The 22,108-nt window shown below is 44.5% G+C and carries 20 protein-coding genes and 1 other RNA gene; 18 read left to right on the forward strand and 3 right to left on the reverse strand.

Annotated features, from left to right (window positions below):
• The first annotated feature begins 122 nt into the window (after window positions 1–122).
• The 7 genes from MKX60_RS10975 to rnpB all read left to right on the forward strand — a co-directional run bounded on the left by MKX60_RS10975 (window position 123) and on the right by rnpB (window position 6,911).
• The gene (locus tag MKX60_RS10975; RefSeq protein ID WP_042194373.1) at window positions 123–599 is read left to right on the forward strand and encodes a YaiI/YqxD family protein; all 477 of its coding nucleotides are present in this window, start codon (window positions 123–125) and stop codon (window positions 597–599) included.
• 39 nt (window positions 600–638) lie between these two features.
• Window positions 639–2,459 carry a DNA primase gene (dnaG, locus tag MKX60_RS10980; RefSeq protein ID WP_042190927.1) on the forward strand — a complete coding sequence of 607 codons (1,821 nt, stop codon included), beginning with the start codon at window positions 639–641 and terminating at the stop codon, window positions 2,457–2,459.
• A 40-nt stretch (window positions 2,460–2,499) separates the two neighbouring features.
• Window positions 2,500–3,633, forward strand: coding sequence for an RNA polymerase sigma factor RpoD (gene rpoD / locus MKX60_RS10985; protein WP_042130309.1), 1,134 nt, complete (start codon window positions 2,500–2,502; stop codon window positions 3,631–3,633).
• Window positions 3,634–3,739: 106 nt separating this feature from the next.
• Window positions 3,740–4,564, forward strand: coding sequence for a hypothetical protein (locus MKX60_RS10990; RefSeq protein WP_076284781.1), 825 nt, complete (start codon window positions 3,740–3,742; stop codon window positions 4,562–4,564).
• 5 nt (window positions 4,565–4,569) lie between these two features.
• The gene (locus MKX60_RS10995) at window positions 4,570–5,340 is read left to right on the forward strand and encodes a tRNA (adenine(22)-N(1))-methyltransferase (RefSeq protein ID WP_339271763.1); all 771 of its coding nucleotides are present in this window, start codon (window positions 4,570–4,572) and stop codon (window positions 5,338–5,340) included.
• Complete coding sequence (locus MKX60_RS11000; protein ID WP_341059774.1) at window positions 5,316–6,431, forward strand: Nif3-like dinuclear metal center hexameric protein; 1,116 nt, start codon at window positions 5,316–5,318, stop codon at window positions 6,429–6,431. Before MKX60_RS10995 ends, MKX60_RS11000 begins: the two co-directional genes overlap by 25 nt.
• A 64-nt stretch (window positions 6,432–6,495) precedes the next feature.
• Window positions 6,496–6,911: RNase P RNA component class A (gene rnpB, locus MKX60_RS11005), an RNA gene on the forward strand.
• Between the two features lie 533 nt (window positions 6,912–7,444).
• On the opposite strand, the gene MKX60_RS11010 is transcribed toward rnpB, so the two are convergent.
• Window positions 7,445–8,665: an aminotransferase-like domain-containing protein gene (locus MKX60_RS11010; protein WP_341059776.1), complete on the reverse strand. Its 1,221-nt coding sequence runs from the start codon at window positions 8,663–8,665 to the stop codon at window positions 7,445–7,447.
• A 93-nt stretch (window positions 8,666–8,758) separates the two neighbouring features.
• On the opposite strand from MKX60_RS11010, the gene pdxR reads away from it, so the two are divergent.
• Complete coding sequence (gene pdxR / locus MKX60_RS11015) at window positions 8,759–10,198, forward strand: MocR-like pyridoxine biosynthesis transcription factor PdxR (RefSeq protein WP_341059778.1); 1,440 nt, start codon at window positions 8,759–8,761, stop codon at window positions 10,196–10,198.
• A 5-nt stretch (window positions 10,199–10,203) separates the two neighbouring features.
• On the opposite strand, the gene MKX60_RS11020 is transcribed toward pdxR, so the two are convergent.
• Entirely contained in the window at window positions 10,204–12,144 is a 1,941-nt protein-coding gene (locus MKX60_RS11020; protein ID WP_341059780.1) for a S8 family peptidase, read from the reverse strand.
• Between the two features lie 309 nt (window positions 12,145–12,453).
• Between MKX60_RS11020 and MKX60_RS11025 the strand changes: the two genes are divergently transcribed.
• From MKX60_RS11025 to thiI, 6 genes are all read left to right on the forward strand, one after another.
• Window positions 12,454–12,951, forward strand: a complete 498-nt coding sequence (locus MKX60_RS11025; protein ID WP_042190914.1) for a YpuI family protein — start codon at window positions 12,454–12,456, stop codon at window positions 12,949–12,951.
• Window positions 12,952–13,185: 234 nt separating this feature from the next.
• Window positions 13,186–13,407: a DUF1540 domain-containing protein gene (locus tag MKX60_RS11030; protein ID WP_042190912.1), complete on the forward strand. Its 222-nt coding sequence runs from the start codon at window positions 13,186–13,188 to the stop codon at window positions 13,405–13,407.
• 12 nt (window positions 13,408–13,419) lie between these two features.
• Window positions 13,420–13,833 carry a hypothetical protein gene (locus MKX60_RS11035; RefSeq protein ID WP_341059782.1) on the forward strand — a complete coding sequence of 138 codons (414 nt, stop codon included), beginning with the start codon at window positions 13,420–13,422 and terminating at the stop codon, window positions 13,831–13,833.
• Window positions 13,834–14,016: 183 nt separating this feature from the next.
• Window positions 14,017–14,727, forward strand: a complete 711-nt coding sequence (locus MKX60_RS11040) for a lytic transglycosylase domain-containing protein (protein WP_149647605.1) — start codon at window positions 14,017–14,019, stop codon at window positions 14,725–14,727.
• Window positions 14,728–14,854: 127 nt separating this feature from the next.
• Window positions 14,855–16,006, forward strand: coding sequence for a cysteine desulfurase family protein (locus MKX60_RS11045; RefSeq protein ID WP_341059786.1), 1,152 nt, complete (start codon window positions 14,855–14,857; stop codon window positions 16,004–16,006).
• Between the two features lie 3 nt (window positions 16,007–16,009).
• Window positions 16,010–17,296, forward strand: coding sequence for a tRNA uracil 4-sulfurtransferase ThiI (thiI, locus tag MKX60_RS11050; RefSeq protein WP_341059788.1), 1,287 nt, complete (start codon window positions 16,010–16,012; stop codon window positions 17,294–17,296).
• A 37-nt stretch (window positions 17,297–17,333) separates the two neighbouring features.
• Here thiI and MKX60_RS11055 read toward each other — a convergent pair whose 3' ends face one another.
• Complete coding sequence (locus tag MKX60_RS11055) at window positions 17,334–18,026, reverse strand: TerC family protein (protein ID WP_341059790.1); 693 nt, start codon at window positions 18,024–18,026, stop codon at window positions 17,334–17,336.
• Window positions 18,027–18,198: 172 nt separating this feature from the next.
• Between MKX60_RS11055 and MKX60_RS11060 the strand changes: the two genes are divergently transcribed.
• The 4 genes from MKX60_RS11060 to MKX60_RS11075 all read left to right on the forward strand — a co-directional run bounded on the left by MKX60_RS11060 (window position 18,199) and on the right by MKX60_RS11075 (window position 22,107).
• Window positions 18,199–18,858: a TerC family protein gene (locus MKX60_RS11060; protein WP_076284774.1), complete on the forward strand. Its 660-nt coding sequence runs from the start codon at window positions 18,199–18,201 to the stop codon at window positions 18,856–18,858.
• A gap of 269 nt (window positions 18,859–19,127) precedes the next feature.
• Window positions 19,128–19,637 (forward strand): hypothetical protein, encoded by a 510-nt coding sequence (locus MKX60_RS11065; RefSeq protein ID WP_042190902.1) that lies wholly within the window; start codon window positions 19,128–19,130, stop codon window positions 19,635–19,637.
• Between the two features lie 206 nt (window positions 19,638–19,843).
• Complete coding sequence (typA, locus tag MKX60_RS11070; RefSeq protein WP_042190900.1) at window positions 19,844–21,685, forward strand: translational GTPase TypA; 1,842 nt, start codon at window positions 19,844–19,846, stop codon at window positions 21,683–21,685.
• 125 nt (window positions 21,686–21,810) lie between these two features.
• Window positions 21,811–22,107 carry a YlaH-like family protein gene (locus tag MKX60_RS11075; protein ID WP_042190898.1) on the forward strand — a complete coding sequence of 99 codons (297 nt, stop codon included), beginning with the start codon at window positions 21,811–21,813 and terminating at the stop codon, window positions 22,105–22,107.
• The last annotated feature ends 1 nt before the right edge of the window (window position 22,108 follow it).

The following is a 22,108-nucleotide window of genomic DNA, read 5'->3' on the forward strand; positions in this document are numbered from 1 at the left end:
GGGTATAAATATACGGAACGGTGCCAATGCGTCATTTGACATCCGTTCCGTATTTATGCATAGAAAGAAGGATTTCTTGCGGTAAGGGCGTATATATATTACACGGGAAATTGGTGATGATCATGGAGAAGAAGTCCCGGTCTAGAACTATAGTCGTGGATGGGGATGCTTGTCCGGTCAAAAAAGAGATTGCTGAAGTTGGCCGCGCCTTTGGTGTGCCGGTACTGATGGTGTCTTCTTATGACCATGCACTGAAAGCTGAAGAGGGTGTAACGGTTGTGCAGGTGGACCGGGGAGATCAGAGCGCCGATCTATATATTGCCAATCATATTTCTGCTGGAGATGTGGTATTGACTGGGGACTATGGTCTCGCAGCACTTGCGCTCGGGAAACGTTGCAGTGTTCTTTCTTTTCGTGGCCAGGAATATGACGATTCCAAAATGGATTTTATGTTGGAAGGCAGGCATGCCAGGGCCGTGGAACGAAGACGGGGACATTATTCTAAGGGTCCAAAACCTATAACGGCAGAAGAAAAAATATATTTTCAACATAAAATGACAAAACTTTTAATACTTTTGCAGGAGAATGTGGAGCAATAGCGAATTATATTTATTTGTTAAGAATTGAAGGTGGTTGAAGTGGCTAGCGGACACGGGAATATTCCGGAAGAAGTTATCGAAAGCGTGCTTGCACGTCATGATATTGTCGATACAGTCGGTAAGGTAGTCCATTTGTCCAAGCAGGGGAAATATTTATGGGGCCTCTGCCCGTTCCATTCGGAGAAAACCCCTTCCTTTACAGTTACCCCCGACCGGGGAGTATTTCATTGCTTTGGCTGCGGCATGGGTGGAAATGCCATCAAATTTAGGATGGAAATCGAAGGATTAACCTTCCCCGAAGCCGTCAAAATAATGGCTGAAGAAAGTGATATTCCCGTTCCTGAAGGTAAGGGAGGCCTAATGTCTCCTCCTGATCCGGAACGCGATCGGTTGATTCAAGCTTATGAATGGTCTGCAAAGTTTTATCATTACTTGCTGAAGAATACGGAACACGGCAAAGCCGCAATGGAGTATTTAAGAGCCCGGAACTTCAGCGATAAAATGATTGACCAGTTTCAGATCGGATATGCTCCGGACCGCTGGGATACTTTGCTACAATTTTTGGAGAAACGGAATTTTGACCTTGCTGAGATGGAGAAAGGTGGACTCTTGTCTGCCCGAGGTGAGGGTAAAGGCTATATAGACCGTTTCCGTGGTCGGATTATTTTTCCGATTGCGAACCGCACAGGCAAGGTGATTGCGTTTGCCGGAAGAATTTTTGGTGAAGGACAACCCAAGTATCTTAATTCTCCAGAGAGTAGATTGTTTAACAAAAGCCGGATTTTATACAATTTGCACCAGTCCAAAGCATCCATCCGCAAAACGCGGCAAATCGTCCTCTTTGAAGGATACGGAGATGTCATTTCGGCCTGGGAAGCAGGTGTGCATAACGGTGTAGCAACAATGGGAACATCTTTAACTGAAAGTCATGTAGCACTGATGAAGAGTCTGGCCGATGAAATTGTACTGTCTTATGACGGTGACCGGGCAGGACAAGCAGCTGCTATGAAGTCCATTCCAATGCTTGAAGGCAGTGGCTTGCGTGTAAAGATCGCCTTACTGCCAAGCGGGCTCGATCCAGATGAATTCATCTCAATGCATGGTGGAGAAAGGTTTATGGATCAGGTTATTGATTCAGCGGTTTCATCCATAAAATTTAAGCTTATATATCTGAAAAAAAACCATATACTCCTAGAGGAAGATGGCAAAATTGCCTACGTCAAAGAAGCTTTGGAGGTCATTGCTTCGTTACATTCCTCGACCGAGAGAGAGGTTTACCTAAGGGAAATCGCTTCTGAGCTGGAACTTTCATATGATAGTTTGAAGCAGGATTGTAATTTACTTAGGGCATCGATGCAAAAAAACATCCCTGAAGGGGATAATAACGACAAAAGGTGGAATAATGGTAGGCATAAAAAAGGGCAAGTGCAGACACCAACTTTGCTGCCCGCTTATCATGTCGCGGAACGGCGTCTACTGTCCTTTATGATTCAGGACCCGGAAGCTGCCACGTATGTGGGCGAACGCCTCGGAGAAGATTTCAACATCGATGATCATGCGGCAATTGCCGCTTATCTATATGCCTATTACGCGCAAGGCAAACCACCCGGCATTAGTCGGTTTCTATCATCGCTTCAGGATGATCGTCTAGAGAAAACTGCTACATCAATTTCCATGATGGATACACCTCCAGACTGGAATATGCAGGTGCTGGATGATTGTATCCGTGAAGTACGGAAATACCCACTGCAGCGCAAGATGGATCAGAAGCGTGAAGAGATGATTCAGGCGGAAAAGTCAGGTGACTTTTTGCGTGCGGCACAAATAGCAAGTGAGATTATAGCCCTAGAGAGACAATGAAATGTTGACAGGATGTACCTAGGGAGGAGGGAGTCGAATTATGGCGAACGATCAGCATACTGAATTGGAAGCAGAATTTACTTTGGATCAGGTTAAGGATCAGCTTATTGAGCAAGGCAAGAAAAGATCATCATTGCTATACAAAGATATTATGGAGAAATTATCGCCGTTTGATCAAGACCCCGAGCAAATGGAGGAGTTCTATGAACAACTCAGTGATTTGGGGATTGAAGTTGTAAACGAGAACGATGAGGAGGTTAACAGCCTCCGGCCAAATGAGGACAATGAAGACAAAGAGGGCGATGAGTTCAGCTTTGATGATGATTTGTCACTGCCGCCAGGGATCAAGATTAATGACCCTGTCCGTATGTATCTAAAAGAAATTGGACGCGTTCCGCTGTTGTCGGCTGACGATGAAGTAGAGCTTGCTATGCGTATTAAGAATGGTGACGAGGAAGCCAAACGTCGTCTCGCTGAAGCGAACCTACGTCTTGTAGTAAGTATTGCTAAACGTTATGTTGGACGCGGTATGCTGTTCCTTGATTTGATTCAGGAAGGTAATATGGGTCTGATCAAAGCGGTAGAGAAATTTGACCATAACAAAGGGTTCAAATTTAGTACGTATGCAACTTGGTGGATTCGTCAGGCCATTACCCGCGCGATTGCGGATCAGGCACGTACGATTCGTATTCCTGTACACATGGTCGAGACGATCAACAAGCTGATTCGTGTCTCTCGTCAATTGCTGCAAGAACTGGGACGTGAACCTTCGCCAGAGGAAATTGCGGCTGAGATGGAGCTGACGGTTGAGAAAGTTAGAGAAATCATGAAGATTGCCCAAGAGCCAGTATCGCTCGAAACACCGATCGGTGAAGAAGACGATTCTCATCTGGGAGATTTCATTGAGGATCAGGAAGCCTTGGCTCCTGCGGATGCAGCAGCTTATGAACTGCTGAAGGAACAGCTGGAGGATGTACTGGACACGCTCACGGAGCGTGAAGAGAATGTACTTCGTCTGCGTTTTGGCCTAGATGATGGCCGGACGAGAACACTTGAAGAAGTGGGCAAAGTGTTCGGCGTTACCCGCGAACGGATTCGCCAGATTGAAGCTAAAGCATTGCGTAAGCTTCGTCACCCTAGCCGCAGTAAACGGCTTAAGGATTTCCTTGAATAGTATTTCATGAACTGGACCTTCTGCTGCTCAGTAGCAGGAGGTTCTTTTATTTGAATTACGACCCTAAAAGTGCTGACCCTGTGTATCTGGAAAGAAGGATGAGCCAGTGAATTTGGAAAAACGCGAAATTATTATAAAAGAGATTCAGTATTGGAGAAACAACAGATTGCTACCAGAGCAATATTGCGACTTCTTAACCAACCTGTATGATGATGAAGCTGCGGCGAAGGATAGAAATCCGATTTCGCTGAAGAATCTACAGCAGGGAAACATCAAAATTTGGCTGTTTGGTTTTGGAATTATTTCCTTGATTTTCTTGATTAGTCTTTATTTTAGCGTTTTTCCCTGGCCTTTGCAACTTGCAACAGCACTATCCGTATTAATTATTTGTTATGGATACTCAGCGGTTTACAGGAACCGAAATCATGTTATTAGTCTTATCCTGGCGGGGCTGGGCAGTGTGTTATCGCTTGGTTTTGGGCTATGGCTGATTGCTTTGCATGATCTTGATCCTCAGCTCTGGAGACCGATTCTGATTGGGGCTTGTGGCTTGTTATGGTGCATTCTGGGATTTGTGCTCCGTATAGGCTTGCTGCAGTATTGCGGTTATGCTTTTTGGGCCTTATTATATGCGGGATTCTTCGGTGGAAAACGCCCTGAGGCTTCGATGCTAGAGCTTGAGCTCTTATGGCTTCCACTCTGTGTAATGATGGTGTGGCTGAGCTGGCTATTACATCACAAAGTTAAAGGCGTTGCCAGTGTTTTTTTTGCAGTGGGAGTATCACTATGGATGATGCCGGAACTCGATGCTCTTTTATTGAGGCAGGATTATCCACAGTGGATTTCGTTTATGCTAATTTTAAAAATTGCGGTAGGCTTGGCCCTGCTGTTCTTGTTTCGAAAAAAATGGATAACGTGGGTGGCAACATGAACAATGTGAAATTATCAGATCGACTTCAGCAATTGCTGGAACAAATTCCGCAAGGAAGCAGGTTGGCAGACATCGGCTCTGATCATGCTCTGCTTCCTGTGGCTGCTGTAGAAAGCGGTAAGGCTGTATTCGCAGTAGCAGGTGAGGTAAACCCGGGTCCCTTTGATGCTGCTTGTAAGGGCGTTGCAGAGGCCGGATTAGGGAAGATAATCTCGGTGCGTCGAGGAGATGGCCTTGAGGTACTGGAACCTGGTGAAGTTAATTGTATCACGATCGCTGGCATGGGAGGGGCTTTAATTGCCTCGATTTTAGACCGTGGTCAGAGTCAAGGCAAGCTTAAGGATGTTACAACACTGGTACTTCAACCGAATGTGGGCGAGGATATTTTGCGCCGCTGGCTGTTAAATAATGAATGGGTTCTTACCGCTGAAAGTATTCTGGAAGAAGACGGCAAGTTATATGAAGTATTAACAGCTGTACCAGAGGATGCAGGTGCCGGAATTACAAATGCCAATGTATATCGAGAGATAACGTTAGGCGATTCCGCTATGGTTCGTGGTCAGGAGACCTTGCTACAGATGGGACCTTTTCTGATTCAAGCACCGAATGAAGTGTTTTTTGCCAAATGGCAGGGAGAGGTTCAAAAATTGGAAGGCATTCTTACTTCATTGTCACGTTCAGAACTCGAATCTGCGGAGAATAAACGAAAATTAATTCGAGAACAGATCAAGGAGATTACGGAGGTGCTGCAATGCTTGCCAAAGGACAAACAGTAATTCAATATATGGAGCAGCTGGCTCCAAAGCATTTAGCTGAAGATTGGGACAAAGTCGGTCTGCAACTAGGTTCCTTACAGAAAGAAATAACCAATGTACTGGTTGCACTGGATGTGAACGATGAAGTCGTTGAAGAGGCAATTCGTCTCGGCTGTAATCTAATCATTGCCCACCATGCGATTATTTTTCGTCCGCTGCAAGGGATTCAAACAGACACTCCAATGGGCCGAATGTATGAAAAATTGATTAAAAATGACATCGCGGTATACATCAGTCATACTAATCTGGATGTTACCGAAGGTGGAATGAACGATTGGATGGCGGAAGCTCTTGGTATAGAGAACGGAGTGCCTATTAAAGACATTCATTCCGAGCAATTGTCAAAGCTGGTTGTGTTTGTGCCGAAGGATCATCATCAGAAGGTACTGGATGCCATTTTGAATGCAGGAGCAGGGGCAATCGGCAACTATAGTCATTGCAGCTTCAATATCGAGGGATACGGGACTTTTATTCCGGGAGAAGGCACAGATCCTTATATCGGGGAAAAAGGGAAGCTGGAGCGTGCTGAGGAGATCCGTATTGAGACAATCGTGCCACAGAGTATCCGCAATAAAGTGGTACAGGCTATGCTCAAGGCTCATCCTTATGAAGAGGTTGCCTATGATTTGTACACGATGGATCTTAAAGGCCGCAGTTTAGGGCTTGGGCGGGTTGGAAAGCTCAAAGAGCCTACCACACTTGGGCAATTCGTTGAGACGGTAAAAAAAGGTCTGAAAGTTGACCATGTACGTGTTGTGGGTGATTTGGATCGTCCAATTCGTAAAGCGGCTGTTCTCGGCGGTTCGGGTGGAAAGTATTATAACAGTGCTATTTTCCGCGGTGCGGATGTGTTGGTTACGGGAGATCTTGATTACCATACAGCACAGGATGCCGTGCTCGCTGGGATCACTCTGATTGATCCAGGACATAATGCAGAGAAGATCATGAAAGAGAAAGTAGCAGAGTGGATGACTGGGAAACTGGTGGAGCATAAGTACGATACAGCTGTACATGCTTCGCAGGTGAATACGGAGCCATTTAAGTTCCTATAAAATTGCCATTTAATAATGCTTGTGCCAGACAGGTGATGTCTGTATAATATATAATGTTGTTCGGAAAGTTTGACAGACAATCGCCGGTGACGTGAAGACGTCACGGGAGGAAAGTCCGGGCTCCATAAGGCAGGATGCTGGATAACGTCCAGTCGGCGCGAGTCGAAGGATAGTGCCACAGAAATGGACCGCCGATGGCCGCCTTAGGGCGGCACAGGCAAGGATGGAACCGAGGTGTAAGAGACCCCGAGGAACGCTGGTGACTTCGTTCCTGGTAAACCCCATCTGGAGCAAGACCTAATGAGACGCAGCAGATTCCTTTATTGGAATAGGCAGCCTTAGCCTGAGGCGCGTCTAGGTTGGTCGCTGGAGCTGTGCAGTAATGTACGGCCTAGATAGATGATTGTCGCTTATGGTGGGAGGGTAGTTCCCGATTGAACCACGACGAGCACAGAACCCGGCTTACGGCAAACTTTCCTAACTGCAACGTTATGATAACAACAACAACCATACAAGCGGCGGCGTATCTCGGGAAACCGGATCACGTCGCTTTTTTATAAATATAAGAAAGTATAAGCTTCACGTTATACATTATCCTTATATTTCTCTCATAAATGCTTACCGTCCTTATAACGCTAAAGGTGTTTATGCTCGTGGCAAGAAGATATGTAGAAAGTGGGAAACGTGTAGCATGGGTAATTATCAGATTTGCGGGTTCTGCGGACATTTATATGAACGAAACAATAAGAGAATGTGCAATAGTTGTGATGAGATGTATCAGAGAATCAGGCAAATCGTAGAGACTTCACCCGACACGATGGTATTAAATATATCCCTTCAGACAGGGGTAAGTGTCAGCCGAATCATGTCTTTTGTTGAAAATGGATATTTTAGGATCAATAAAGATAGCATAGAAGTATTTAAGAAGTAAATTATTCTAAGCATGGCTGGAAAATAAAAAAAACCCGTCTTCCTGATCCCATAAAGGATGAAGAAGACGGGTTTTGTCATGCTCATGATCGAATGCCGGTCTGACTTTCCCGCCATTGTACCAACGCTTTCTCCAGACGCTGAACAGCAACGGGTACAAGCTCAGGTGGCGTATGTGTGAAATTCAGACGCATCTTATTCTTATGGTGCTGTGATGAATAGAACACTTCACCTGGAACAAAAGCAACACCGTTCTTTACTGCTAGAGGAAGTAATTCCTTCGTGTTGATCTCTTGGGAAAGTGTTAGCCATAGGAACATACCGCCTCGTGGCTCCAGAAAATGAGCTCCTTCCCAGTTCTGCGATCGGAGTTCCGCCGATAAGAGCTTCATTCGGGAATAATATTCTCGTGAGATGACACGGATATGCTGCTCAATATCGAAATGCAGCAGCAGTTCATCTAAAGCGCGCTGGTCAATGGTGCTAGAATGCAGATCAGCTGCTTGCTTTGCTTTGGCGATGGTCTTGATTAGATTGGAATCGCCGATAATCCAACCGGTACGCAGGGCAGGGGCTACGATTTTGGAAAAAGTTCCAGTGTAAGCGACACAATAATCTCCGTCATAACTTCTGTCGATGGACGCTAGTGAGGGTGGATAAAGATCTTTATTCTCCTCAAAGGTTATTTCACCGTAGGGATTATCCTCCAAGATAAGAACATTGTAGCGGCGGCAAATTTCCACCACTTTCTCACGGCGTTCCTTACTCCAGGTTGCTCCTGAAGGATTGTTAAAGGTCGGAACTGCGTATAGGAGTTTGGGCCGTAGTTTCTGAATTTGATCTTCCAGGTGATCAGGCAGAATGCCTTGCTCGTCGTTATTTATCGTATGAATATCAGCTCGGTAAGAGCCAAGTACTTGTAAGGCTGCCAGATAAGTAGGAGCTTCAACAAGGACAGCATCACCGGGATCAAGCAGTATTTTACATAATAAATCTATGGCTTGCTGGGAACCTGTGGTCAGAATCATCTCAGACGCTGTAACAGGGATTCCTTGCCGAGTAAGTCTTTCAGCGATTTTGTCACGTAGTGGAGTAAAGCCCTCGGTTAGTCCGTATTGAAGCGCTGAGGTATCGCTGGAGAGTACGCGGTTGTAAGCGTCCCGTACTGCTTCCAAGGGAAACAAATCCTCCCCAGGCAGCCCGCCCGCAAGTGAAATAATGTCATTGCCCTGTGTAACCTTTAGAATCTCACGAACGGCTGACGATCCTAGATGATTGGCTGCGGCCGAGTATTTGATATCCATAAATGAGTTCTCCACCTTTCGATTTGGTGCTATCATAATAGGAGTACTGTATAACAGTAAAGCGTTGAATATAACAGTGGAGGTGAAGGGTTCATGCATATCGATTTGATTCGCACCAGCAGTAAATCTCTGCCTCATCAAATCAGTGAAACCCTAAGTCAGCGGATCTCATCAGGACTGCTCCAGCAAGGTGTCCGGCTGCCCTCCGTAAGAAGTTTGGCTACAGCTTTGAGAGTAAGCCAGGTTACAGTAAGCAAGGCATACGATGTGCTTGAGAAGCGGGGACTTATTTATTGCAGACAAGGAAAAGGCTGCTTTGTAGCCGACCCTGAACACACTAGACGTCAGGAAGATGGTCGCTGGCAGGATGTATATGATGATTATTTGCCGCGAGCTCAGCTTTGGCGCAATTTTGATTACTCTGAAGTTAAGTATCCCTTTCACATAGCTGCAATTCATAGTGAGTTACTTCCTCTAAAAAATATTGGTGACTCCTTCGCATCATTAGTTACTCAGCAGCCGGAGCTTATGGCAACCTATGGGAACTTCCAAGGTGATCTGGAGCTGCGAGGAATTATGAGAGATCATTTAAAAACACGTGGAATTGCACTTACTTCCTCTGATGTAATGATCACAAGCGGAACTCAGCAAGGCATTGATCTGGTGGCGCGTACCTTTGTCGGACCTGGGGACACAGTGTATCTTGAGGCTCCTAGTTATACAGGGGCTATAGATGTTTTTGCAGGACGAGGTGCAGAGATGATTTTTGTACCTACGGACGGTGAAGGGATGCGGGTGGATATTCTCACAAGAATGTGTGATCAAAGACCACCTAAGCTAATTTATACAATCCCTACTTTTCAGAATCCAAGTGGAGTAACCATGAGCATAGCAAGAAGACAACGTCTGCTGGAATTAGCCCGCAGTTACCGTTGTCTTATTGTTGAGGACGATCCATTTAGTGATTTATATTTCCATGCGCCTCCGCCGCCTACGATCAAATCGATGGATTCCGAAGGGCATGTAGTTTATATGAAGAGTTTCAGTAAAGTTATTGCACCCGGCTGCAGAATTGCCTGTGTAGCCGCTAGTGGGAATATTCTGTCACGGCTTATCGCCGCCAAGTCCGCAAGTGATTTAGGGAGTCCGCTGCTTACACAAAGGGCGGTACTGCCATTCATAGCTGGCAAGTATGAAACCTATGCTGCTCAGTTACGAGTTACACTCCGTGGTCGCATGGAAAAGGCGGCGAAGCTTCTGAAGCTTTACGCGCCGCCTGGAGTAAAATACATTCTCCCAGAGGGTGGTCTTAATCTCTGGCTGGAGTTGCCGGCTTCACCTGATATCGGAAGGCTACATGAGCTGGCCGAACAGGAGAGCATTTCTTTTTTACCGGGTGATGTTTGTTACTCTGCGGAGACCCCTTCCCGGCATATCCGTTTGTGTTATTCACAAATGAATGAAACGGATATGGAGGAAGGCTTACGATTATTTCTCCGTTTGCTTGGTAGATTTTTGCAGATGGGTGGTTAAGGTTGTTACTTAGAGTTACTTAATCTTTGTTTCAATTGATTCATTTGTTTTTGTACATGCTGTGGCCATAGTTGTAGTGGAACCTGATTGCCGCTAGCGGCTTGCAATGTTTTATAGATATCGACCTGACCCCAGCCAAAATATTTGTCATGCCCGGGAGTGCCTAAATCAACAGCATTTTTGGTCATAAGATCTATAACTTCCGTATTTGTTAGATTCGGATTTAGTGAACGCACCAGACCCGCCAGCGCAGCGACATGAGGACTGGCCATCGATGTACCGGATAACGCGGCATACTGGCTATCTGGGTAAGTGCTTGCTATGCTTTCTCCGGGTGCTGCGACATCAATATAATCGCCGTAGTTGGAGAAGGAAGCTTTTTCCCCTGAAGCATTTGTTGCAGCTACTGCAATCACTTCGGGATACGCAGCAGGAAAACCTGGTCGTTCTGTATTATCGTTGCCTGCAGCAGATACGAGGACGATATCTCGGTCGTAGGCATATTTGATCGCGTCATGAAGAAACTGGGAATCCGCATAGTTACCTAAACTTAAGTTTATGACTTTCGCACCGTTGTCCGCAGCCCAAATGATTCCTTCTGCAACAGAATAAGTGGTGCCTGCTCCTGAATTATCGAGTGCTTTTACCGGAAGGATCTTGTTGTACCAGCTGATTCCAGCTACTCCCTCTCCATTATTGACCAGGGCGCCTATAATTCCAGATACATGTGTGCCATGTCCTACATCATCTTCAGGAGTGGAACCATTGGTGATCGCGTTATACCCTGTCAAAAGCTTACCCTTCAAATCCGGATGATTGATCTGGACTCCGGTATCCACTACGGCTACGATCACTTCTTTACTTCCCTTAGAAAGATTCCAGCCCAGCTCCGTTTCGATCGCTGGCAGATTCCATTGATAGGTGGAGAATAACATGTCATTTGGAGTAACTACTCCCTCTGCGTTTTTAGATATCGTATCATTGGTTAAATACATATAGTGAGGCTCCGTATATTCGGGGTGCCATTTATTGGTGAAATAGTCTTTGAGCTCATAATAAGTCATCTTCTCCGAACGGAAAATATAGGCATACCCAAGCTTACGTGGCTTCTTGCCGTTGATATCAGCGGTTATCGTTTGAAGCTGCCCCGGAGTAGGTGAGTTGTTGCGGAAACGGACGACAATTTCATTCTCATAAAAATGGCTGGCGTTTTCGTTATCATGACCGGTCTTAACGGTGATATCTTTTAAATTATCGGTATGAACGGATTCTACACGGTACTTACCTTCCTTTGGATAAGGAATGAGACGCAGGTTCTTCAACTGATGGTCTGCCACACGACCAAGCACCTTTTGGTTAATAAGTGCAATGATGCCTACATTTTTTTCTTTGTTCCGCTGAGCGATAAAGTAATATTTCTCTTTACCGATTGTAAACGTTGGAGATTCATAGGATTGATGACCATGGATCGCTGATTTCGCCGTCTTAAGATATTTTTGCAGCTGCTGATTCTCCTGTTCGGTTCCTTGAGGAAATGAAGAGGACTTAAAGGTTTCCGTTTTATGCTTGCGAAAATCAATCCACATAAGCATAGTGATAAATCCGTGGTTCTGCTGCAAACGTTTTGCATACACTGATTTATCATGAAGCGAAGTCATTCCATCCGTTTCAGAGAGGAGCTTAGTCAAATGTCTGCTGACATCCACTCTATTCAGATGATCCGTCGCATCAACATCTTGAGATAAGGAGCTTTTCTTCAATGATTTTTCCTGTGAAGGGTTTGGTGCTGAATGTAGGGCTGAAGTTGGAGCAGGATTTGGTACAGCAACATTAGCGACTTCTCTGGTCGTCGTCCCATTAGTGGCAGGACGTAGCGCAAAGGTAAGTAATACAACTGTGAACGCAGCTGTTACCAAACCTGCAACCGTTAGATTTTTACGTGACATGATTTCCGCTCCTCTACGCATTGTAATGCCTATAGGTTTAGAAGAGAGCGTATGTTTTATGCATCTTAGAAAAGGATACCTTCCTAACGTTTTTTATGATAATATCAGAGAGAATAAGCATCTTGAGTTCGCATCCTGATATTGCAGGAGATACGTCGATAGATGTTCTTTTGATTTTCAGAAGGTTAGACTTCTCTGTGTTTGCATCCTGATATTGCAAGAATAAAGAGATATGTCTAAAGACTATTTCTTCATAAGATTAACTTTATTGACTACAAGAGCAGGGAATAATAAGGGGGAGCAACCGCCATGTCAGCAGCCAATGTGCAGAAATTATGTGAATCGACGAGAGACAAACTTAAAGATGTAATTGATAAGATGGAAATTTTTCTGAACGAGCATGCATTGCCTCAGCTTGTAACAGAAGATGATGAAGAAACTGTACAATTTTATCAAGGATTTCTGTCCGATGTCCGTCATCTGTTAGTGTTCTCGGAAATGTCTTATGAGAAGCTGGGAGTTGCGCTGCGTCGTGCTACATTCGATGAATCTTTTGCGCAGAAAGCGCTTTATAATGTATATCACTATGGCGTGAATAACTTCTTCTATCCAAAGAACGAAAGCTATTCTGAAGATGGACGTTATGCTTATACTGGACAGGATGCTATCCGTTTCCGTAAAAAGCCAGTTCGTCCGGCGCGTGATATCATTCTAGAAATTACCAAGACCTATGAAGAGCTACGCGATGACCTTACTTATTATGAGAACGACTATTTGACTGAGAAACGTATGCAAAATCAGGTTTAACAGTTAACTAGTTCGTGTAAAGGATCAGCACTTCGTCATAATGACGAGGGCTGATCCTTTTTTGACGTATTAGAATTTATATATTTGGGGCTCCCACAAAGTACCTGAGTACGCATCGAAGCAACCCCCCCACTTTGTGGGGATATTTTGCGTGGGCATCGTTACATCAACTGGAAACCGTCCTGTCGAATAGGGGGTAAATCATGCGGACATAATGAAGCCGAGGTGATAAATATGTCGAGTGTAAAGCCATTAGTCAAATGCAGTGTAAGCAATTGTCATTATTGGGGCGAGCATAATTTATGCCGGGCAGAAGAAATTATTATTGAGATCGACAAGCACGCTGGCAGTGGATTTAAAGAAGAATATGCTGAAGAAATGACGAATGAAGGTCACCACGATCAAGTCGCAACATCGTCTGCAACATGCTGTTTAACATTTAAGCCGAACTCCTAGGAGGCCGCCCTAATGGACAGAGAAAAGGAACATGAATTAGGTTCATCAAATGGACAATCCGGTCCGAGAAAAGTTATTTTGCGTCCGCGCAGAGTAGACTATCCACGCCGGGACAGAGAACATCAAGAGGAATATGCCGCAGAGGTGAATCCGGTTTCGATGCCGATCCGGGATACAACACCACGCGTGGCGAGTGAGACTAAGGAGCATGAAGAGGAATATAGTGGAAGCAAAGCGATAGGTTATACTGGGCTAGCTATGGGTATTGCCTCCTTGTTTCTCTGGTCCATCATACTTGGGCCCATTTCAGTTGTGGTTGGTTATTATGCATATGCCAAGGAGCAAAAAACGCTTGGGGCATGGGCGATGGGGTTAGGGATTGTATCCACTCTTAGTTACTTTGTGATGATACCCTTTGCTCGCTAAGAAATGAACTGGTAAGTTTGAATTATAACAGGCTTTAGACCTAAATATCAGGGTCTGAAGTCTGTTTTTCATTCCAGCATATAGCAATAATCTCGGATAAAATGTAATATTAAGCCGTAATTCATCGAAATCTAAGGTTAGACCAATAGATATGATTCAACAGGATCAAAGGAGTGCGCCGGTATGGAGATTAATCCCGCTGTAACCAATGGGTTAGGGCAGCTTAAATGGGTAAGCTTAAAGAGTGCAACCGACAAGAGTAGCTCAGCAAATGAAACCGAAAGATCAGGCGCGTCAGCCTCTCAATTTGCAGCAATGCTTCAAGCTTTATCTTCTAACTCGTCTAATGGCGGGGATACAAACTTCTTGACGTCACTTCCGGATGCTTCATCAGTTAGTAGCTTGTTATGGCAACAGATAGGCGGAACAGCTGAAAGTATCGATAGTGTAATTTCCGGGGAAATAACGGATACTAAACCAACAAGCTATGATGATCTGATTCAAACGGCGAGTGCTAAGTACGGGGTGCCAGTCGATTTGATAAAAGCTGTGATTGATACAGAATCTTCCTTTAATCCAAACGTTGTCTCTTCGGCTGGTGCTAAAGGATTAATGCAATTAATGGATGGAACAGCGCGTGGTTTAGGGGTTTCTGATTCATTCAATCCTGCTCAAAATATTGATGGTGGTGTACGCTATCTGTCTTATCAATTGAAACGCTTTGACGGACAGGAAAAGATGGCATTAGCGGCTTACAATGCAGGGCCTGCAAGGGTAATTAACCTTGGAGTAAGCAATGATCAAGAATTATTGGAGAAACTTACACTGCTCCCTAAAGAGACGCAGTCTTATCTCACTAAAATAGAACGCGCTCGCGCGGAATACGCTGTATAATAAAAAGGATCAAACGGGTATTTCCCTTAAACCACATGCTGGTATTTGGGATCACCGTTTGATCCTTTTTCGAAATTTAAAAAAGAATGATTCTGTACTTTAAAGAAGTAAAGGAGACAATCGATATATGCTTTACTGGGATTATGCCGCCGCCACACCACCCTATGAAGACGTGGTGAAGACGATGGAACAAATTATGAAGCTGCATTATGCTAACCCGTCCTCCTTACACCGTGCCGGTAGTGAAGCGGCAAAGCTGATCAGGCGTTCACGAGAAGTATGCGCGGCTGCGTTATCTGTACAACCAAAGGAGATCCTATTTACATCTGGGGCTACGGAGAGTAACAATTTAGCCATTAAAGGTGCTGCTTTGCAATATCAGTCAAGAGGACGTCATCTGATAACTACGGAAATAGAACATCCCTCTGTGTATGAAAGTTGTCTGCAGCTGCAGCAAAATGGCTGGGAGATTACTTTTGTAGCGCCTGACAGCACTGGAATGATTGATCCAGAGCGAGTGGCTGCTGCAGTACGGCGTGATACCGTACTCGTAAGTGTGATGCATGTAAATAATGAAATTGGAACAGTACAGCCGCTGATGGATATTGGCAGGCTGATTAAATCCGTAAATCCACGAACCTTATTTCATGTGGATGGCGTTCAGGGATATGGTAAGCTTGCTGTTGACCTCAAAGGATGGAAAGCGGATCTTTACAGCTTGTCTCCTCACAAAATTCGAGGTCCTCGCGGAGCGGGGCTTCTCTATATTAAAGAAGGAATTCAGCTGTTCCCCTTACTTTCAGGTGGTTCTCATGAAGAGGGACTACGTGCTGGAACTGAGAATGTACCTGCAATTGTTGCTTCTTCCAAAGCCGTGCGGATGGGTGTTGAGCAGCGCGAAACCTTCTATGCCCGATTGCTCCCACTTCGGGATCGGCTGTTACGCTTCTTGCACAGCGTTCCTGAATTTGTTATAAACAGCAGAGGGGATGGTGCCCCTCATATTGTGCATTTCTCATACCCTGGCATGAAAGGGGAAGTGTTCGCCCGTAAGCTGGAGGAACTAGGGATGGCTGTTTCTACTCGATCAGCTTGCTCCTCCCGGCTGGCAGAACCTAGTCGTGTTCTATTGTCTATGGGGAAAGATGTCTCTGTAGCTTCAGGTGGCATCCGCATCAGTTTCGGTGATAGTCACACTGAAGATGATGTCGCGGCGCTTGAGAAAGCACTAATTACTGCGGTACGAGCTTTAAAGATTGCTGAAGGAGGTATGAAGTAACTAATGAGTGTGATGAATCAAGAATCTGCTAAAGGCAGTGCCAATAGTATTGATTATGCCGATATGCTGCTTTTGCGTTTCGGGGAGTTTACATTAAAGGGCAGGAACCGTGCCAGATTTGAGAAAACGGTACTACGTCATGTGAAAGAAATGATTAAGCCATATCCAAAGGTGGTTCTAACCAAAGAATTTGGAAGAATTTACGTGGAACTGAATGGAGAAACTGCTGCCCCATTGGTAGAAGCATTGAAGAATGTATTCGGAATCGCTTCTGTCAGTCCGGTAAAGGTGGCCAAGTCAGATCTCGAGGATATTGTGGCTGTCAGCCGTCATTTTTTGGAGATCATCGCTCCTGCACCGGGAACTACATTTAAAGTTAATGCACGCCGGGTGTGGAAAGAGTTCCCATATGGCTCCATGGAGATGAATAAGCTAGTCTCGACACCACTGCTGCAAGGCTATTCCGGACTTACTGTGGATGTAAAGTCACCTCAATTGGAGCTGAAAGTCGAAATTCGTCAAGGTCATACTTTTATATTTTGTGAAAATATTGCTGGTGTTGGTGGATTTCCGCTTGGTACAAATGGAAAAGCGATGTTATTGCTGTCCGGAGGCATTGATAGTCCTGTAGCCGGTTGGTCATCCATGCGTCGTGGACTCGAAGTGGAGTGCGTACATTTCTATAGTTATCCTTATACGAGTGAGCTTGCCCGGCAAAAGGTGGTTGATCTTACGCGGGTATTGTCACGATATGCGGGAGTCATCAAGCTACACTTAGTACCTTTTACAGAGGTGCAGACATCTTTTACCGGAATAGGTCAGGATAATCTGATTATTACGTTGATGCGTCGAGCTATGCTGAGAATTACTACACAGCTTGCTGAACGTGAGGGTGCCCTCGCGATCGTAACCGGTGAAAGTCTTGGACAGGTTGCTAGCCAGACGTTACCAAGTATGAATGTGATCGGTCGTGCGACAGAACTTCCTCTTTTACGTCCGCTGGTAATGATGGACAAAAGTGATATTGTAGAGCTGTCTAAGAATATCGGCACCTATGACCTGTCAATTCTTCCTTATGAGGATTGCTGTACATTATTTGTACCTAAATCACCTACAACGAATCCGAATTTACGGATTGTAGATAAGATTGAAGCTACGCTCCCAGGTTACTCTGCATTACTGGACGCAGCGATTGAAGCCACGGAGACCGTGCTGATCACTCCGTATGGAGATGAGAAGCCTAAAGATGTAGTAAGTGCTCAGGCTGGATTACAGGAAGAATGGTTCTAATATTATAAACAAAAGGCTGTCTCATTCGTAGCAACATCTACGGTTGAGGCAGCTTTTTTGAATTATTATGGTTTGATTGGCGTCTCCAGTGTCCTCCAATTAAGATGCCAACAATGATCACAAATATAAACAGAGCTCTCAATAGTGGATGCTGCTCAAAAAATGGGGATAGCTGCTGCTCATCTGTAATCATGCTTGAGGCTGTAAACCCTAGGACTGCTGAGCCAATATAAATAATCCATGGATATTTGTTGATTAATTTAATAAAGAGAGTGCTTCCCCAGACCACAATTGGAACGCTGATTAACAGTCCTATGACAACTAGAGAGATATTGTGCTTAGCGACTCCCGCAATGGCGATGACATTATCCAGCCCCATCGCAGCATCGGCTAGAATGATTGTACCCACAGCGGCCCCTAAGCTTTGACCAGCCTTGATATTCGTTGAATTGTTCTCATCTGTTAACAGCTTATAGGCAATTAGAATAAGTAAAATCCCGCCTGCCAGCAGTAACCAAGGGATTTTTAATAACCATACGACCAGAACCGTTGCGAAAATCCGTAATACGACGGCACCTGCTGTTCCAAGCACAATTGCTTTTTTTTGAGTGCTGTTCGGCAAATTACGCGCAGCAAGTCCGATGACTATGGCATTGTCTCCCGCCAGAATGAGATCTAGAAAAATAATATTGAGCAGTGATAATACAAACTCCCATATGGATGTATTCAAGGCATAGTCACCCCTAAAGTTAGTTAAGATGAGCACGAAGATATGCTTAGTTTTGTATACGCAAAAAAAGGGGCATACATGCTTTCATCCTCAAAAAAAGTTGGACAGGAAGCATAGCTTGTCACTTCCGAACATACATGTAGTTACATGTGATTCGGGGAGGTAAAAGCGAATGGAATCATTATTGCTCCTTGGTGAAATATTGATGATCAATCTTGTGCTGAGTGGAGATAATGCTATGGTCATCGCGATGGCCAGTAAGGACCTTCCGGAGAAGCACCGGAAGATTGCGGTATGGTGGGGAGCTGCGGGAGCTGTTATTCTGCGCTGCTTGCTAACTTTTGCTGCGGTATTACTGTTGAAAATCCCTTATATCCAGGCTGGAGGAGGAATTCTGCTGCTATGGATTGCGTTCAAGCTGCTGCTGGAAGAAGAGGAGGACCTTAGAGTCGCGGAAACATCCTCCGTATGGAAATCCATCCGAACGATTCTCGTGGCTGATTTTATTATGAGTCTTGATAATGTCCTGGCAATTGCCGGTCTAGCCAAAGGGGATTTGGCTTTAATTGTCATCGGGATTGCGCTCAGCATTCCGATTGTAGTATGGGGAAGTGGCCTCATTGTGGGGTGGCTGCATAGATTTCCGATACTCGTATTTATCGGCGCTTATATTTTAGCCTTTACAGCAGGTGATATGATGCTTCAGGATGCAAAATTAGGGACAATGCTCTCCTTTTTGCTCCCATCCACGCATTCCATACTGCCGATCGCTTTAGGAATATTAGTAGTTGTTACTGGAGCAATTAAACGAAGAACAACATCAGTAGGTTAATAAATTGCAATAAAAGGCAATACTACAAGGACATCTCCATAAATTGGAATCGTCCTTTTTTGACGTATCAGAAAGTATATATTTGGGGCCCCCGCAAAGTACCTGAGTACGCATCGAAGCAAAGCGCCACTTTGTGGGGATATTTTGCATGGTCAGTGATGGCATTTTGTGTATGTTTCAGATAATATATGAATAAGAATCCTGTCGTTTTCTGGGTATGAGACGGCAAGGTAATGAGGTAGACGTGAATTTGAAGGGATGGGTGAAGGATGTCTTCCAAGAATGACATGAGACTAGGTATATTCATTGTAGCTGCGGGCGTCTTGATTTTATTCGGTAAGCTGGGGGTCTTCGGATTTTTGGGACGAGCCCTTTGGCCGCTAGTGATTTTACTTCCAGGATTGGTTCTACATATGTTATTTTTTAGCCGCCGCGCTTCGGCAACAGTATTGATTCCCGCGGGAATATTAACGGTATATGGTTTATTGTTTGGTCTTTGCAATATATGGGGATGGGGGCTTATGAAATATTTATGGCCTGTGCTTCTGCTCGGCATTGCCGTAGGTCTGTATGAATATTCCATAAATTCTCCAAGACGGTCAGGGGGACTATCTGCAATTGCTGTAATACTAGGCGTTCTAAGCATAGCGCTTTGTATTTTCAGTCTTATGGGTACGGGTGTGATCTATCTAATTGGTATTGTATTCATCGTGGCAGGAATTTGGCTGATTACAGGTCGGGGTAGAACTCGTGGCCGAAATAGATGGTATCGAAGTTAATTAATGTTGGATCTTGTGAAAAAAAACGGAATTTGCCAACTGTTTTTTTCATAAAAAGACTTGCTTTTCATAGTGCTTTCACTATAATATTAATGTTATGTTGAAGCGTCGGCTTTCTGCCTGGCGCTTCTTTTGTGAGACTGCCGTGACATGCTAAGAATTTTAACAGTTTTAATTTGATAAATGAGAGGATTTGGATACAAATCATGCATTCAAGAAAAGATATTCGCAACATTGCGATCATTGCCCACGTTGACCATGGCAAAACAACACTCGTCGATCAGCTTCTTCAGCAATCGGGGATCTTCAGCGCACACGAACACGTACAAGAACGCGCTATGGACTCTAACGATATCGAGCGGGAACGCGGAATTACAATCCTAGCTAAAAATACAGCAATTACTTATAAAGAGTTTTTGATCAATATTGTGGATACACCTGGACACGCTGACTTCGGTGGCGAAGTAGAACGGATTATGAAAATGGTTGACGGTGTATTGCTGGTTGTTGATGCTTATGAAGGCTGCATGCCGCAAACGAAATTCGTTCTGCGTAAAGCATTGGAACAAAAACTTACACCGATCGTTGTCGTGAACAAGATTGACCGTCCAGCTGCTCGACCTAAGGAAGTTATTGATGAAGTGCTCGATTTGTTCATCGAACTTGAAGCAAATGACGAACAATTGGAATTCCCGGTTGTCTATGCATCTGCTCTTAATGGTACATCAAGCATGGTTCCTGAGAAGCAAGATGAGACAATGCTTTCACTTTACGAAACAATCGTTGAGCATATCCCAGCTCCAACTGAAAGTGTAGAAGACCCGCTTCAATTCCTCGTAACGTTGATGGATTATAACGAATACTTGGGTCGTATTGCTATTGGCCGTGTAAACCGCGGTGTGATCAAACAAGGTCAATCTGTAACTGTAATTATGCGTGACGGTAAGAGTAAAACCGCACGTATTGAGAAATTGTTCGGGTTCCAAGGTTTAAAACGTATTGAAACAGAAGAAGCGGGCGCAGGGGATATCGTTGCTATCGCAGGGATCAAGGACATTAACATTGGTGAGACCATTGCTGATCCAGCGAATCCAGAAGCACTGCCTGTTCTTAAGATCGACGAGCCTACGATGCAAATGACTTTCCTTGTGAATAACAGTCCTTTTGCTGGTAAAGAAGGTAAATGGGTAACTTCCCGTAAACTGCGTGAGCGTCTCTTTAAAGAACTTGAGACAGATGTGAGTTTGCGTGTGGATGAAACGGATAGTCCTGATGCATTTATCGTTTCTGGACGCGGTGAGCTTCACCTTGGTATTCTGATCGAGAATATGCGTCGTGAAGGTTATGAAATGCAAGTTTCTAAACCACAAGTAATCATTAAAGAAATCGATGGTGTTAAATCGGAGCCACTTGAGCGTCTTATGATTGACATTCCTGAAGAAAGCATGGGCTCTGTTATGGAAAGTCTGGGCACTCGCAAAGCCGAAATGGTCAACATGATTAACAACGGTACGGGTCAAGTACGTCTGGAGTTCCTGATTCCTGCACGTGGTTTGATTGGTTACAACACTTACTTCTTGACTTTGACACGTGGTTACGGCGTTATGAACCATGCTTTTGACAGCTATGCTCCACTGGTTGCTGGTCAAGTTGGCGGACGTCATCAAGGTGTGCTTGTAGCCAGTGAGACTGGATCAACAACACAATATGGAATAGTGGGCGTTGAGGATCGTGGTATTCTCTTCTTGGATGCAGGTACAGAAATTTATGAAGGTATGATCGTAGGCGAGCATACCCGTGATAACGATATTATCGTTAACATCTGTAGAGAAAAAGCACTTACCAACATGCGTACCTCAGGTAAGGACGATACTGTAAAAATGAAGACACCACGTACCTTCTCTTTGGAAGGCGCACTTGAATATTTGAATGATGATGAATATTGTGAAATCACACCTAAATCCATTCGCTTGCGCAAAAAGATTCTGAACAAAGGCGAACGCGAACGTGTAGAGAAGCAACGTAAAATGGCACAAGCAAACGCGTAAGATCAGCTTATTATAGTAAAGAGCCGTCGGAGGTTTAACTTTCGGCGGTTTTTTTTATAACAAAAACTTCCCTTACTGATGATATAATGTAAACGTATCTTAAATTTGGGAGGAGTGCGGTATCTATGCAAGTCTGGTTTGCTGAGCATCCAATCGTCGCTTATATTGTTATTTTTATATTGCTTACATTTGTGTATAATCAGGTATTTCGTGTGAATCAAAAGTTATCGATTGGCAAAGAGATTATGCTGTACATAATGATGGCAATCGGCTCCGGCATGCTCCTCATTTTTCAACATGATAAGCTACCGATCATTCAGTGTCTGCTGGTCGCCGTCGGATTAATGCTGATGGTACGGATACGTTATATCGTAGAAGCTCGACAGAAGAGAAAGGCTGCAGCTGCAGCAAAAAGACAGTAAT

The sequence above is a fragment of the Paenibacillus sp. FSL R5-0914 genome, from assembly GCF_038004525.1.
Classification (GTDB): Bacteria; Bacillota; Bacilli; order Paenibacillales; family Paenibacillaceae; genus Paenibacillus_AQ.

What these genes read in the sequence shown, in the direction of transcription:
- MKX60_RS11065 (WP_042190902.1), top strand. Translation starts at nt 19,128, where the DNA reads ATGTCTTCCAAGAATGACATGAGACTAGGTATATTCATTGTAGCTGCG.
- MKX60_RS11000 (WP_341059774.1), top strand. Translation starts at nt 5,316, where the DNA reads ATGCTTGCCAAAGGACAAACAGTAATTCAATATATGGAGCAGCTGGCT.
- pdxR (WP_341059778.1), top strand. Translation starts at nt 8,759, where the DNA reads ATGCATATCGATTTGATTCGCACCAGCAGTAAATCTCTGCCTCATCAA.
- MKX60_RS11075 (WP_042190898.1), top strand. Translation starts at nt 21,811, where the DNA reads ATGCAAGTCTGGTTTGCTGAGCATCCAATCGTCGCTTATATTGTTATT.
- MKX60_RS11030 (WP_042190912.1), top strand. Translation starts at nt 13,186, where the DNA reads ATGTCGAGTGTAAAGCCATTAGTCAAATGCAGTGTAAGCAATTGTCAT.
- MKX60_RS11040 (WP_149647605.1), top strand. Translation starts at nt 14,017, where the DNA reads ATGGAGATTAATCCCGCTGTAACCAATGGGTTAGGGCAGCTTAAATGG.
- MKX60_RS11025 (WP_042190914.1), top strand. Translation starts at nt 12,454, where the DNA reads ATGTCAGCAGCCAATGTGCAGAAATTATGTGAATCGACGAGAGACAAA.
- rpoD (WP_042130309.1), top strand. Translation starts at nt 2,500, where the DNA reads ATGGCGAACGATCAGCATACTGAATTGGAAGCAGAATTTACTTTGGAT.
- typA (WP_042190900.1), top strand. Translation starts at nt 19,844, where the DNA reads ATGCATTCAAGAAAAGATATTCGCAACATTGCGATCATTGCCCACGTT.
- MKX60_RS10975 (WP_042194373.1), top strand. Translation starts at nt 123, where the DNA reads ATGGAGAAGAAGTCCCGGTCTAGAACTATAGTCGTGGATGGGGATGCT.
- MKX60_RS11020 (WP_341059780.1), bottom strand. Translation starts at nt 12,144, where the DNA reads ATGTCACGTAAAAATCTAACGGTTGCAGGTTTGGTAACAGCTGCGTTC.
- MKX60_RS11060 (WP_076284774.1), top strand. Translation starts at nt 18,199, where the DNA reads ATGGAATCATTATTGCTCCTTGGTGAAATATTGATGATCAATCTTGTG.
- MKX60_RS11045 (WP_341059786.1), top strand. Translation starts at nt 14,855, where the DNA reads ATGCTTTACTGGGATTATGCCGCCGCCACACCACCCTATGAAGACGTG.
- MKX60_RS11035 (WP_341059782.1), top strand. Translation starts at nt 13,420, where the DNA reads ATGGACAGAGAAAAGGAACATGAATTAGGTTCATCAAATGGACAATCC.
- MKX60_RS11010 (WP_341059776.1), bottom strand. Translation starts at nt 8,665, where the DNA reads ATGGATATCAAATACTCGGCCGCAGCCAATCATCTAGGATCGTCAGCC.
- thiI (WP_341059788.1), top strand. Translation starts at nt 16,010, where the DNA reads ATGAGTGTGATGAATCAAGAATCTGCTAAAGGCAGTGCCAATAGTATT.